The organism is Burkholderia latens, from assembly GCF_001718795.1.
GTDB classification, from domain to species: domain Bacteria; phylum Pseudomonadota; class Gammaproteobacteria; order Burkholderiales; family Burkholderiaceae; genus Burkholderia; species Burkholderia latens_A.
In genome coordinates, this window is record NZ_CP013435.1 from 876,754 (window position 1) to 891,053 (window position 14,300).

The following is a 14,300-nucleotide window of genomic DNA, read 5'->3' on the forward strand; positions in this document are numbered from 1 at the left end:
CGGATCCTCGCCATGACCGCTCTTCGCAAGCTGCGTCTCGTCTTTCATTTGCTGCGCGGCATGGCGATCGTCGCGCTGCGCTTTTCGCACGTCACGCCCGCGCACCGCGCCGAGCTCACACGCCGCTGGTCGCTCAAGATGCTGCGGATCTGCGGGATGCGGCTCGTCGTGCACAACGACGGCGCGCGGCTCGATGCGGGCGCGCTCGTCGTGGGCAACCACGTGTCGTGGCTTGACATCTACACCGTCAATGCATGGCGGCCGACACCGTTCGTGTCGAAGGCGGAGGTGCGGCAGTGGCCGGTCGTCGGCTGGCTTGCCGAGAAGCTCGACACCGTGTTTCTGCAGCGCGAGAAGCGTACCGAGGCGATGCGGGTGATGCACCAGATGGCAGAACGGCTGCGCAACGGCGGCGTCATGTGCGTGTTTCCCGAAGGTACGACGTCGGACGGGCAGGGGCTGTTGCCGTTTCACGCGAACCTGTTCCAGGCCGCAGTGTCGGCGGGGTGCGCAGTGCAGCCGGTGTGTCTGATGTACGAGGATGCGCAAGGGCGGCAGTCGGTCGCGCCGGCCTACACGGGTGAGCTGTCGCTCGGGAAGTCGCTCGACATGGTGTTGCGCGGCGGCCCGCTCGTCGCGCATCTGTACGTGTGCGAGCCGATCCCGCCGGGCGGCGATCGGCGCACGACGTCGGCGGCGGCGCGCGACGCGATCGCGGCCGCGCTCGAAGCGATGCAGGCGAAGGTCGGCAAGCCGTCGCCCGAATCGCTGGCTGAACTCGAGAAGCACGCATATCCGGCGACCGAAGTCGGCGGCGGGGCGACGGGCGAGGCGGCGGACGATGCGCCGGTGCCGGGGCGGGAGGGGTGACGCTTCTTCTCGCCCGCGCGTCGCGCGTGCCGGCTATTCGCCGCCCGGTGTGCGGCAGGCTTCGCACTGCACCTGCGTGACCGTGCGCTCCGTCGGATCGGCCGTCAGGCGCACGGCCGAGAGCTGGTTTCCCCATACGCATCCTGAATCCAGCGCGACGAGGTTGTCGCGCAGCATCAGACCGAGCGCGGCCCAGTGGCCGAATACGACCGTCACGTTTTCGCTGCGGCGGCCCGGTACGTCGAACCACGGCAGGTAGCCCGGCGGCGCACTGTCAGGGCCGCCGTTTGCCTTGAATTCCATCGCGCCGTCAGGGGTGCAGAAGCGCAGGCGAGTGAAGGCGTTGAACGCGACGCGCATCCGGTCGCGTTTTTTCAGGTTCGGATTCCATTGGTTCGGTTCGTTGCCGTAGAGGCCACGAAGCGTGTCGTGCCAGTCCGGCGCGCGCAACGCGCGGTGGAGTTCGTCGGCGAGTTCGAGCGCAAGCGTAGTGTCCCATTGCGGAAGCACGCCGGCGTGGACCAGCAGCTTTCCGTCTTCGAAGTGCGCGAACGGTCGGTGGCGAACCCAGTCGAGAAGGGCGTCGGCGTCCGGGGCGTCGAGGATCTCGCCGATCGTGTCGCCAGGACGTTCGGTGCGGATGCCGGCCGAAACGGCGAGCAGATGGAGGTCGTGGTTGCCGAGGACTGCCGTGACTTGGGGGCCGAGGTCGATCAGCGAGCGCAGTGCAGCGAGCGAGCCCGGGCCGCGGTTGACGATGTCGCCGGCGATCCAGAGCGGGGTGTCGGCGGGAACGGAGAGTTTCTTTAGTAGCGAATCGAAAGCTGAATGACAGCCTTGGATGTCGCCAATGGCGATGGGGGTGTGCGTCATGGAAGGCGAATCCTTCGGGTTTCCTGGATAAAAGAAACGTACTCGGTGTACGGCGACATTTTGGGATTGCGGTTCTCTAAAGGCCCATTGATTTGAAAGGAAAATTCCGTTCGGGCAAGGGTGCGGAGCGCTGTATCAAGTTGTTAGCGGCATGGCTTTTGCACGTCGCGGCTCCCTATAATTGTCGTTTTCCCGAACAAAATTAGCATTTCATGACTTTGGCGACCATGGCGACCGGTTAAAATTCCCGGTTTGATGTGGCGACCATCGCCAGGTGCTTCGAATCTTGACGCGGCGACCGCTTGAACGCGCTCGTCGCGCATTACTACAGAGGGAGTCTCATGATTCTGGTTACGGGCGGCGCAGGGTTTATCGGTGCCAATTTTGTACTCGATTGGCTACGCGACTCCGACGAAGCGGTGCTGAATGTCGACAAGCTGACCTATGCCGGCAACCTCCGCACGCTCCAATCGCTCGACGGCAATCCGAAGCACGTATTTGCACGCGTCGACATCTGCGATCGTACCGCGCTCGACTCGCTGTTCGCCGAGCACAAACCGCGCGCGGTGCTGCACTTCGCTGCCGAAAGCCATGTTGACCGCTCGATCCACGGCCCGGCCGATTTTGTGCAGACCAACCTCGTCGGCACGTTCACGCTGCTGGAAGCTGCCCGTCAATACTGGAACGGCCTGAACGATGTTGACAAGGCGGCGTTCCGCTTCCTGCACGTCTCGACCGACGAGGTGTTCGGCTCGCTGTCCGCGACCGACCCGCAATTCTCCGAGACGACGCCGTACGCACCGAACAGCCCGTATTCCGCGACCAAGGCCGGCTCGGACCATCTCGTGCGTGCTTACCATCACACGTACGGCCTGCCGACGTTGACGACGAACTGTTCGAACAACTACGGCCCGTACCAGTTCCCCGAGAAGCTGATCCCGCTGATGATCGCGAACGCGCTCGCCGGTAAGCCGCTGCCCGTCTACGGCGACGGCCAGAACGTGCGCGACTGGCTGTATGTGGGTGACCACTGTAGCGCGATCCGCGAGGTACTGGCGCGCGGCGTACCGGGCGAGACATACAACGTCGGCGGCTGGAACGAGAAGAAGAACTTCGAAGTCGTGCATACGCTGTGTGATCTGCTCGACAAGGCGCGCCCGAAGGCGGCCGGTTCGTATCGCGACCAGATCACCTACGTGACGGATCGTCCGGGCCACGATCGCCGCTACGCGATCGATGCGCGTAAGCTGGAGCGCGAACTGGGCTGGAAGCCGGCGGAAACTTTCGAGACGGGCCTCGCGAAGACCGTCGACTGGTATCTGGACAACCAGGTGTGGGCGGACGAAGTCGCGTCGGGCGAGTACCGCAAGTGGGTCGAAACCAACTACGCGAAGCGCGCTTGAGGAGACACGCGATGGCACGTAAAGGCATCATCCTCGCGGGAGGTTCGGGTACGCGGCTCTACCCGATCACGCACGTCGTCTCGAAGCAGCTGCTGCCGGTGTACGACAAGCCGATGATCTATTACCCGCTGTCGACGCTGATGGTCGCCGGCATCCGCGATGTGCTGATCATCTCGACGCCGCAGGATACGCCGCGCTTCGAGTCGATGCTCGGCGACGGCAGCCAGTGGGGGATGAATATCCAGTACGCGGTGCAGCCGTCGCCCGACGGCCTGGCGCAGGCGTTCATCATCGGCAAGGAATTCGTCGGCAACGATCCGTCGGCGCTGATCCTCGGCGACAATATCTTCTACGGCCACGATCTGGCGAAGCAACTCGAGCGGGCGCATGCGCAGGAAAGCGGCGCGACGGTGTTTGCGTATCACGTGCATGATCCGGAGCGTTACGGTGTCGTCGAATTCGACAAGTCGTTCCGCGCGCTGTCGATCGAAGAGAAGCCTGCGAAGCCGCGTTCGAACTACGCGGTGACCGGCCTGTATTTCTACGACAACCGCGTGTGCGACATCGCGGCCGACATCAAGCCGTCGCCGCGTGGCGAACTTGAAATCACCGACGTCAATTCGCGGTATTTGAGCGACGGCGCGCTCAATGTCGAGATCATGGGGCGTGGTTACGCATGGCTCGATACCGGCACGCACGATTCGCTGATCGAGGCGGCGAGCTTCATCGCGACACTGCAGAAGCGGCAGGGTCTCGTGGTCGCATGCCCGGAGGAAATCGCGTACCGCCGGCGCTGGATCGATGCGGAGCAGGTGCTGAAGCTTGCACAACCGCTCGCGAAGAACGCGTACGGGCAGTACCTCAAGAACCTTCTCACGGATCAAGTCGCATGGCCATCCAAGTAACGGCGACGGCGCTGCCCGAAGTCAAGATCATCGAGCCGAAGGTGTTCGGCGACGCGCGCGGGTTCTTCTACGAAAGCTTCAACGGGAAGGAATTCGCAGAGCAGGTCGAACCCGGCATCGAATTCGTGCAGGACAACCATTCGCGGTCGTCGAAGGGCGTGCTGCGCGGGTTGCATTATCAAATCCAGCATGCGCAGGGCAAGCTCGTGCGCGTGGTCGAGGGCGAGGTGTTCGACGTCGCAGTCGATATTCGCAAGCGTTCGCCGAACTTCGGCAAGTGGGTCGGTGTGGTGCTGTCGAACGACAACCACAAGCAACTGTGGGTACCGCCCGGCTTCGCGCACGGGTTCGTCGTGCTGTCGCAGGCCGCGCAATTCCTCTACAAGACGACCGATTACTGGTTCCCCGAGCACGAGCGCAGCATCGTCTGGAACGATCCGGAAATCGGAATCGAGTGGCCGATCGATTTCGAACCGCTGCTCGCCGCGAAGGACGCGGCCGGCAAGCGCTTGAGCGAAGCCGAAGTCTATGCGTGAGGTGGGCGTGAAAACAGAGCCGACGATTCTCGTGACGGGAGTGAACGGGCAGGTCGGGTTCGAGCTGCTGCGTTCGCTGCAGGGCTTGGGACGCGTGGTGGCGTGCGACCGTTCGATGCTCGATCTGTCCGATCTCGATCGGGTGCGCGACGTCGTTCGCGAGCTCAAGCCCTCGATCATCGTAAATCCGGCTGCCTATACGGCGGTCGACAAGGCAGAGACGGACGTCGATGCCGCGCGTCGGCTGAACGCCGACGTGCCGCGCGTGTTCGCGGAAGAAGCAGCCCGCATCGGCGCGGTGCTGATTCATTATTCGACCGACTACGTGTTCGACGGCACCAAAGAGGGCGCCTATGTCGAAACGGACGTAACCAATCCGCAGAACGTATACGGCCTGACCAAGCTCCAGGGCGAACAGGCCATCGCGGCGACCGGCTGCCCGCATCTGATTCTGCGCACGAGCTGGGTATACGGTCGGCGCGGCAAGAACTTCCTGCTGACGATGCTGAAGCTCGGCAGCGAGCGTCCGGAATTGCGGGTGGTCGCGGACCAGATCGGGGCTCCTACCTGGGCCAATACGATTGCGACAATGACAGCGCATATCGTTGCTCAGGGAGTCGCCGCGGGGACCGCAGGATGGTGGCAGGAGCGCTCGGGCATCTATCATCTTACCTCTGCCGATGCGACCTCATGGCACGGATTTGCTCAGGAAATTTTCGCACGTGCCAAGCTGGAGTCGCCACCCCGCGTCCTCCCGATTTCGACATCGGACTATCCCACTCCGGCGAAGCGGCCAGCAAATTCACGCCTGTCTCACGAGAAGCTGCAGGCGACGTTCGGAATTCAGCCACCTCGCTGGGACGAAGCACTGCAGCTGTGTCTCGAGAGTAGCTGAACGGTCGCGATGGTGTGTCCGAGACCTATCGGTCGAAGCACGATCGCGCGGATATTTCGCGCCGACTGATGCTGCGTTCCGCGCATCGACGATGGCTGCTGCCGCTGCCATCGTCGATGCCGATAGGAGGAGGGACTCGATGCCGTCGAAATTCGCAACGCACGATTGCTCCAAATTCAAGTCTTCCCCGGTATAGAAATCCAATGTTGTTCAAACACTTGATCTGGCATGTGCGTCGCATACATTTTGTTGCGCAGCGGGTGACCGGCAGCGTTGCCACTCGCGGGTGGCGCAATACCATTGCGCGCATCGCACAGGAATTTCGCCCGCCGTCGGCCACTTCCGGGCGCTGGACGCTTGAATCTCTTCAACAGCCGTTTAGTCCGTTTGCGCTTCCCACCAGTTCTGCGCCGCAGGTGTCGGTTATCGTCCCTGCTTACGGCAAGCTGGCGTACACCTTGGCCTGCTTGCGATCGATAGCGCGACATGGTGCCGACGCCGCTTTCGAGGTGATCGTCGTGGACGATGCTTCGCCCGACGACAGTACCGAAACGCTGTCGCAGATCGAGGGGCTGCGCTTGATACGCAATGAGCGCAATCTCGGCTTCATTGGTAGCTGCAACGCGGGCGCCGCCGCCGCGCTGGGCACTTACCTGCTATTTCTCAACAACGACACGCAAGTCACACCCGGTTGGCTCGATCAATTGCTCGCGTGCTTTGCCGAAGAGAGCGATTGCGGTATTGCCGGCAGTCGGCTGGTATATCCCGATGGCCGATTGCAAGAAGCAGGGGGCATCGTGTTCTCCGATGCATCCGCTTGGAATTTTGGGCGGTTCGAATCTCCGGACAACCCGCAATTTCTCTACCGGCGACGCGTCGATTACATCTCCGGTGCCGCGATGATGATCGATGCCGCTCTCTTCGGGCAGCTAGGGGGCTTGGACGCGCGGTATGCACCCGCCTACTATGAGGATACGGATTTGGCGTTCGCCGTACGGGCCGCGGGCAAGCAGGTGTTCTATCAACCGCAAAGCTTGGTGATTCATAACGAAGGTATCAGCTCGGGCACCGACACCTTTTCGGGGGTTAAGCAGTACCAAGTAATCAATCGCGAGAAGTTCAGGCAAAAGTGGGCCGCCGAACTGGCAGCGCAACCGGCCCCCGGCACGCCTGCGGTACAGGCGATTCAACGCGCTGCGTCGCCGCATATCCTGATCGTCGATGCATTGACCCCCGACGCTTCTCGCGACTCCGGCTCGCTTCGCATGATCAATATCATGCGCCTTCTGAGCGAGATGGGGTGGCGGATCAGTTTTATGGCAAGCAACCGCTTGGCTTCGCACGCGGAGATTACCGCGCTCGGTCGGATCGGCGTGCATGTGCTGTGCAAGCCGTGGGCTCCATCGCTGACCCGATGGTTAAAAAGGGAAGGTAGCCAGCTTGGCGCCGTGATGCTTTGCCGGCATTACGTTGCGGCACCCAACCTCGCACTGGTCAAGCGTCTCGCACCCCAAGCGCAAATCCTGTTCGACACGGTCGATCTTCACTTTTTGCGTGAGCAGCGTGCGGCCGCTTTCACCAACAACCCGGCATTGGCGAGGAAGGCAACTTTGTCCCGCAAGCGCGAGTTGACGCTTATTCGAGCCTGCGACGTGACGTTCGTGGTCAGTCCGATCGAGCGCGATTTGCTGATGCGCGAAGTGCCGGACGCGTCCGTTGAACTGTTGTCCAACGTACACGACGTGCCTGGCCGTCACGCCGGCTTCGCTACACGCGAGGGGCTGGTTTTTGTTGGGGGCTTCAGTCATTCGCCCAACGAGGACGCTGTGCGCTGGCTCGTCGACGAGATATTTCCGCGTATTCGGGCCAAGCGGCCGGATATCGCGTTGCACATCGTCGGCGATATGCCCGGAGCGGCGCAATCCGAGTTGGCCGGGCCCGGGATTCACATTCACGGCCGTGTACCCGATCTGACACCATGGATGGACGGATGCCGTGTAGCGCTGGCCCCGCTGCGCTACGGTGCAGGCGTAAAGGGTAAAGTGAACATGGCAATGAGCTACGGCTTGCCAGTGGTCGCGACCCATATCGCAGCCGAAGGCATGCAACTTTCTGATGGAGACAATGTATTGCTGAGCGACGATGCCGAGGGCTTTGCCGCCGCAGTATTGCGGGCCTACGAAGACGAGACGTTGTGGAATCAGTTGTCTGACCGGGGCATGGACAATGTGCGTCAGTACTTTTCGCTTGAGGCGGCGCGCTCCGTCTTGAGACGAGTGCTGCCGCCGGTATCTATGGCGAGCTGACGTCATCCGTGGCCTGCGACGAGCCGGCGACAATTGGGCGGTGATGTACCATACGAGCCTACTTGGCATCCCAAAAGAATCTCCGGGTCGTAGGGACTAAACACCAGGGGCCGCGGACCCGGCATGTCGAACGCCAAACCGGGTCGAGCGGGTGATGATGCTGCAGTGAATGCAACGAAGCGACAGCAAGAGGTTGTCGCGAGCTGCACCGGATTCTTGACGAAACCGTGCATTGGTCGTGGAGTTTAAGGAGTTTATTCGGATCATGAAGTTAATTCCCGTAATTATGAGTGGTGGTTCAGGATCACGCCTCTGGCCGCAGTCGAGAGAGCGTTATCCAAAGCCGTTTCTCACCCTGCCGGATGGAAGCACGCTTATTCAGCGCACCTATGAGCGAGCCGCATCGCTTCCGGGGGTGGAGCACTTGTTCACGGTGACTAATAAGGATCTCTATTTTCTCACCCAGGACCACTATGCAGCGTCCAGCTACAAGGTAGCGGACGAGCACTATATCCTCGAGCCTTTCGGGCGAGATACTGCTGCAGCCGTCGCATTGGCGACCTTGGAGGTGGCTCGGGAGTATGGCGAGGACGCCGTGCTTTTGGTGCTGGCGGCGGACCATCTCATCGAGGATCAGGTCGCATTTCAGGCGGCTGTGGACCGCGCCACGGAGATTGCGAGCACGGGCCGGATTGTGACTTTCGGCATTTCCCCGTCTCGCCCTGAAACAGGTTTCGGGTATATCGAAGCCGACGGCGAAGACGTGCGGCGCTTCGTCGAGAAACCCGATTATGAAACCGCTGTCGACTATGTCCGGAGCGGTCGATTCTATTGGAATTCCGGGATGTTCTGCTTTACGGCGGCCGTCATGCTCGCCGCTATGGAGAAGTTTTGCCCGGAATTGCTCGAGGGAGCGAAGTTTGCCCTGGACCAGTCTCGGGCCGATCGCACAAGTCGCTCGAACATTATTGTTGACGAGGCGACGTTCGCGAAGGTGCAGTCGATCTCGATCGATTATGCGGTGATGGAGAAGGCAAAGAACGTTGCTGTGGTTGCCTGCGACTGCGGCTGGTCGGACATCGGTTCGTGGGCCGGCATGGCCGACTTGCTCGACGCTGACGAACACGGTAACCGGGTCCTCGGCGAGGCGCGGCTGCTCGATGCCAAGAACTGCTACGTGAACGGCGGCAACCGGATGATCGGGTTGTTGGGCGTCTCCGATCTTGTCGTGGTTGATACGGAAGATGCGTTGCTGATCACCCATCGCGAGCGAGTGCAGGACGTCAAGGCGATGTATGGCAGCTTAAAAATGGAGAATCACGAAGCAGCGGTGATTCACCGTACCGCTCACCGGCCGTGGGGCACGTATACCGTGCTGGAAGAGGGAGCAGGTTTCAAGATCAAACGCATTGAGGTCAAGCCGGGCGGTCGGCTCAGTTTGCAGGCACATTTCCATCGTGCGGAGCACTGGATTGTGGTTTCCGGCAGCGCGCGCGTGACCAACGGTGCGGAGGAGATGCTGCTCACACAGAACCAGTCCACCTATATTCCATGCGGGCATCGACATCGCCTGGAAAATCCGGGGAAGATTCCGCTTGTGCTGATTGAGGTACAGAGCGGGGAGTACCTGGGCGAGGACGATATCGTTCGCTTTGAAGATCAGTATGGTCGAGTCGGAGAAACAGGTCGCGCTGACACGCAGCCCCAAATTTGATTTGCATGAAATCGGGAATTTCGCTTCATGGTCGCTGCGGCGTTTGATGTTAGCGGTCGCGGCGGATGAGTGATCGAATTGGTTGGCGCACGTACGGAATTTAATACCTCAGTGATGAACAGTACTTTACCTTCAAAGAGCTCCACGTCGGATTATTCGACTTCGCCAGTCTCAATGGTTCTTTCTATTTGGCGCAATCGGGAAATTACCTGGCTGCTTGCGAAGCGCGATGTGCAGGCCCGATACAAGGGATCGTATATCGGGCTACTGTGGACCCTGGTTAACCCGCTGCTGATGCTGCTGATCTATACGTTCGTGTTTACGTTCATCTTTAAATCGCGATGGGCCGGCGCGGTGGATGGCGGTCGCTCACAGTTCGCGTTGGTCATGTTTGTTGGCGTCATTATTCACGGCTTGTTTTCGGAAGTGATCAATCGTGCACCGGGGTTAGTGCTGGAAAATCCCAACTATGTGACGAAGGTGGTTTTTCCGTTGGAAATTCTGCCGGCTATCGGTCTTGGTGCGGCGCTCTTTCACGCACTTGCCGGCATCTTGATTCTATTGACCGGGATATTGGTCTATAGCGGAGAACTGCACTGGCAGGTTATCTTGCTTCCGTTCGTTCTGTTCCCGTTCCTGGTCATGGTCATCGGCATTGCGTGGATACTTTCCGCACTGGGTGTGTTTGCTCGTGACTTGAAGCAGAGCACCACGTTTATAACTACCGCCATGTTATTTCTCTCGCCGGTTTTCTATCCGGAGACGGCCTGGCCAGAGCAATATCGAACGCTTTTCTTGCTCAATCCATTGACATTCATCATCGGACAATCCCGGGAGATTTGTCTTTGGGGGCACTATCCCGATTTTGTCGGATTGGGCGTGTATCTGTTGATTGCGCTGTGTGTGGCCTGGTTTGGTTTTTTTTGTTTTCAGAAGATGAGAAAGGGATTTGCCGATGTTCTCTGATCAACTCGATAATTCCGAAGCCAAGGCGGGCGATGTCGTAATTGCGGCCAATGGCTTGGGTAAATATTACGAGATCTATGGAAATCCGAAGGATCGACTGAAGCAATTCTTGTTGCCGACTCTCGATCGTGCGAGAGGTAAAGAGCCGCGGAAGTACTACAAGCAATTTTGGGCGTTGAGCGACGTGTCCTTTGAGGTGCGGCGGGGAGAAACCGTTGGCATTATCGGACGAAATGGCTCGGGTAAATCAACGTTGCTCCAACTTGTCTGCGGAACGCTTTCGCCGTCTACCGGAACGATGGAAACGCGCGGTCGCATTGCTGCACTTCTCGAGCTTGGTTCCGGTTTCAACCCGGAATTCACGGGGCGCGAGAACGTGATGCTTAGCGGGGCGCTGTTCGGTTTGTCCCGAGATGAGATTGCTGCGCGTTATGACGATATTGTGGCCTTTTCCGGAATAGCGGATTTTATTGATCAGCCTGTCAAGACTTATTCGAGTGGCATGGTCGTGCGCTTGGCCTTCTCCGTGATCGCGCATGTCGACGCGGATATATTGGTTGTAGATGAGGCCTTATCCGTCGGAGACGCATACTTCACGCAAAAGTGTATGCGGTTCTTGCGCTCGTTCATGCAGCGGGGAACGCTATTGTTCTGCAGCCATGACATGGGGGCAATTGTCAATCTATGCAATCGCGTTGTTTGGCTGGACAAAGGCCAAGTCAAGATGGCGGGAAACCCGAAGGCAGTTTCGGAAAAATATCTCGAATCGCTGTTTGATCCGGTCGTTGTAGAGGATCCGCAACCCGTTGAGGAGGCAATCGAGGTCGAGGAGAAAGCTCCCCAGGTCGAGGAATATATCGACATGCGCATGCCGATGATCAACGCGTCGCCGCTGCGAAATGATATCGAAGTCTTCCAGTTCGACGAAGCACGAGCTTCGTTCGGTGCCGGCGGGGCGCAGATCACGGGAGTGCGATTGCTCGACGGAAGCGGGAATCCCGTTGCCTGGGCGGTCGGCGGGGAGGAAATGGTTCTTGAAATATCGGCGCGGGCAACAGCGGATATCGGGCGTCCGATTATAGGTTTTGTGTTCAAAGACAAGCTTGGTCAGATTATTTTCGCGGATAACACCTACATTCCCTACAGAAATAAATCAATTGATGTGGGTCGAGGCCGCAAGCTCGTGGCGAGATTTAGATTCAAATTCCCGGTTTTGCCCTCCGGGGAATATAGCATTTCTCCCGCGATAGCAGAAGGCACGCAAAGTGATCACGTGCAGCATCATTGGGTGCACGACGCAATGATTCTTCAGGTCCATTCCAGCTCGACTTGCATAGGCTTGTTTGGCGTGCCTATGAAGGAAATTACTTTGGAAGCCATATGATGTCTTATCCGAGCGAGCAACAGGATCGAAGCATGGATTTCACCGGTGAACGTTTTGTGCCGGGAGTGCCTGGCGAAATAGAGATGGAACACTACCATCGCTATTATCTCGTTAGCGAAATTATCAAGGGGAAGGATGTCCTCGACATCGCGTGTGGCGAGGGGTACGGCTCCGCGCTGATGGCATCGGACGCGCGTAGTGTGATCGGCGTGGACATCGACAGCACCGCTGTCGAGCACGCGCGTGCATATTATCGCCGCCCGAACCTCCGATTCGAAACCGGGTCGGCTGCTGCAATCCCTCTCCCGGATCGTAGCGTCGATGTGGTGGTGAGCTTCGAAACAATCGAGCATCACGATCAGCATGAAGAGATGATGAGCGAGATTTCTCGCGTTCTGCGCGAGAATGGTATTTTGATAATCTCGAGTCCAGATAAGTACGAATATTCCGAAAAACCCGGGTATAGGAATCCATATCACGTCAAAGAACTGTACTTGGACGAATTCAAGGACTTGCTGTCGCGTCACTTCTCCAACGTTGACCTTTACGGCCAGCGTGCTGCATTTGGTTCGCTGATCGCACGTATGAACGGCTGCGTCAGCAAAGTCGGACGCCATTTTTGGACCCGGACGGGCACCGAAGCGGTTGGCGTCCAACACGCGGAATTGCCCAGAGAGCCGGTCTATTTTATTGCCCTTGCATCAAACGGTCCGGTGCCTGAGTTTGCGCCGTCGATGTTCGAAGTTGAAGGTTATATCGAGTCCCGAGTCCAAGGCGTATCCGCGGATTATCAAGCGGAGATTCAGCGTATTGCCTTGGAACGTGATGGCATGCTGAGGGACAAGGATCTCGCATGGGAAAAATACCTTCAACAAGTCGTGAAAGACTACGGGGCGGAGATCGAGCGCATCGCAGCTGAGCGAGATGCCATGCTGAAGAACAAGGACGCCGAATGGGATCGGAAAGTTGAGGGCGTCACTCAGGAATATCGAGCAAAGATTTCGGCGATCGAACGAGAGCGGTCGAGGGTGGCGACAGAGGTCGACAGCATGCACAGTCAGCTGGCGGAAAATGCCGCTTTCAAGGACATGGTGCCGCTGGTCAGCCTAATCGTTGTGAATTTCAATGGGCTCAGATTCCTGCCGGGGTTGTTGCAGAGCCTAATGCACCTCGATTACCCGAGATATGAAATTGTCTTGGTCGATAATGCGTCGAGCGATGCGTCGGTCGATTATGTTGCCGAGCACTTCCCCAGCGTGCGCATCGTCAAGTCTAGCGAGAATCTCGGCTTTGCCGGCGGAAACAACCTCGGCATGCAGGCGGCAAATGGCGATCTGATTGGACTTATCAATAACGATACCGAGGTTGATCCCAAATGTCTCCGTGAATTGGTGGCGGCGTTGGCGCGTGATCCCAAGGCGTGGGCGGCAGGTTCAAAGCTCGTTTTTTTCAGAAAATACGTCGAAATCGTAATCAAGAGCGATGTTTTTAAACCGTCTGAAAGAGGGCAATCTTCTGACCAGCGTGAATTGGGTCTCTTGCTAGACGAGAGCAGCGCGTTCGTGGGGTGTGATTATCGCAAGCCGATTTTTGCTGACGGGTTTTGGGGAAGTGAGCAGTTGTCGGGACGGCGTGTCCGTTGGACTTCGGGCGAGGCAAGATTATTGTTGCCGGTGATGCCGACAGCAGATAGCGAAGACGTGTACGAGCTGTCCTTGATCGTGTCGGGAACGGAAGCGGGATCGGGCGCATCGTTTAGCGTCGAGTTGGGCGGCACGCAAATCGGTCACGGTGTGCTCTCGTCGGAGTTCGATGAGCACCTTCTGCGGATACCAGGCTCTTTGGTGAGTGCTGCGAATTTCGACTTATTGAATAACGCCGGTACGCGCCTAAACGAAAGCGGTGACGCTAGCGATCGCGGAATCTATGAACCCGACCGCGGACAGTACGATCGGGAGGAGTCCGTTGAGGCGCTTTGCGGCGCCGCTATGCTGATTAGACGCAGCGCCCTTGAGCGAATTGGTTTGTTCGACTCCAGGTTTTTCATGTACTACGAGGACGCGGACCTCTGCTGGCGTATGCGCCGAGCCGGAGGCGTCCTGCGATACGTACCGACGAGCGTCGTGCGCCATATTCACACTGGTTCCAGTGTCGAATGGTCTCCGATGTTCGTCTATTACGTTTCCCGAAATCACGTGCTGATCCGCTTCAAGCATGCCGCGCTACGTGTGGCGATGGCTAGTTATCTTGTCGAGGCTGCGCGGTGTGCTCGGGCGTGCGTAGCGTGGATGCGTAATGCTATTCGAGGCGGTAACGACCAGCGAGCGCGCGCGGAATTCGGACTGCGCCTTCGTCTGCAGATCGATTTGATCAAAAAAATTCCTGGAACACTTTTGCGGCGATGGGGCTTTAAAGGTACACCGCTGGATCGACTATAAGGTAGGCTGT

Annotated in this window: 11 protein-coding genes; 10 read left to right on the top strand and 1 reads right to left on the bottom strand. The window is 58.6% G+C overall.

Annotated elements, in window-relative coordinates; all coding sequences use genetic code 11:
• Nucleotides 1–12: 12 nt before the first annotated feature.
• Nucleotides 13–870 (top strand): lysophospholipid acyltransferase family protein, encoded by an 858-nt coding sequence (locus tag WK25_RS04070; RefSeq protein WP_069241029.1) that lies wholly within the window; start codon nt 13–15, stop codon nt 868–870.
• A 33-nt stretch (nt 871–903) separates the two neighbouring features.
• Here the strand turns inward: WK25_RS04070 and WK25_RS04075 are convergent, their stop codons facing one another.
• Entirely contained in the window at nt 904–1,743 is an 840-nt protein-coding gene (locus WK25_RS04075; protein ID WP_069241030.1) for a symmetrical bis(5'-nucleosyl)-tetraphosphatase, read from the bottom strand.
• Nucleotides 1,744–2,084: 341 nt separating this feature from the next.
• On the opposite strand from WK25_RS04075, the gene rfbB reads away from it, so the two are divergent.
• The 9 genes from rfbB (at nt 2,085) to WK25_RS04120 (ending at nt 14,290) form a co-directional block, all read left to right on the top strand.
• Nucleotides 2,085–3,146, top strand: coding sequence for a dTDP-glucose 4,6-dehydratase (gene rfbB, locus WK25_RS04080; protein WP_069241925.1), 1,062 nt, complete (start codon nt 2,085–2,087; stop codon nt 3,144–3,146).
• Nucleotides 3,147–3,157: 11 nt separating this feature from the next.
• A complete protein-coding gene (gene rfbA / locus WK25_RS04085; RefSeq protein ID WP_069241031.1) occupies nt 3,158–4,051 on the top strand; it encodes a glucose-1-phosphate thymidylyltransferase RfbA in 894 nt (297 codons plus the stop codon).
• The gene (gene rfbC / locus WK25_RS04090) at nt 4,036–4,587 is read left to right on the top strand and encodes a dTDP-4-dehydrorhamnose 3,5-epimerase (RefSeq protein WP_069241032.1); all 552 of its coding nucleotides are present in this window, start codon (nt 4,036–4,038) and stop codon (nt 4,585–4,587) included. The genes rfbA and rfbC overlap by 16 nt, the downstream gene beginning before the upstream one ends.
• Entirely contained in the window at nt 4,580–5,482 is a 903-nt protein-coding gene (gene rfbD / locus WK25_RS04095; RefSeq protein WP_069241033.1) for a dTDP-4-dehydrorhamnose reductase, read from the top strand. The genes rfbC and rfbD overlap by 8 nt, the downstream gene beginning before the upstream one ends.
• 203 nt (nt 5,483–5,685) lie before the next feature.
• The gene (locus WK25_RS04100) at nt 5,686–7,788 is read left to right on the top strand and encodes a glycosyltransferase (protein ID WP_069241034.1); all 2,103 of its coding nucleotides are present in this window, start codon (nt 5,686–5,688) and stop codon (nt 7,786–7,788) included.
• Nucleotides 7,789–8,053: 265 nt separating this feature from the next.
• Complete coding sequence (locus WK25_RS04105; RefSeq protein ID WP_069241926.1) at nt 8,054–9,502, top strand: mannose-1-phosphate guanylyltransferase/mannose-6-phosphate isomerase; 1,449 nt, start codon at nt 8,054–8,056, stop codon at nt 9,500–9,502.
• Nucleotides 9,503–9,676: 174 nt separating this feature from the next.
• Nucleotides 9,677–10,468: an ABC transporter permease gene (locus WK25_RS04110; protein WP_083252953.1), complete on the top strand. Its 792-nt coding sequence runs from the start codon at nt 9,677–9,679 to the stop codon at nt 10,466–10,468.
• Nucleotides 10,458–11,852, top strand: a complete 1,395-nt coding sequence (locus WK25_RS04115) for an ABC transporter ATP-binding protein (protein WP_069241036.1) — start codon at nt 10,458–10,460, stop codon at nt 11,850–11,852. The genes WK25_RS04110 and WK25_RS04115 overlap by 11 nt, the downstream gene beginning before the upstream one ends.
• Nucleotides 11,853–11,884: 32 nt before the next feature.
• Nucleotides 11,885–14,290: a glycosyltransferase gene (locus tag WK25_RS04120; protein ID WP_167432635.1), complete on the top strand. Its 2,406-nt coding sequence runs from the start codon at nt 11,885–11,887 to the stop codon at nt 14,288–14,290.
• The last annotated feature ends 10 nt before the right edge of the window (nt 14,291–14,300 follow it).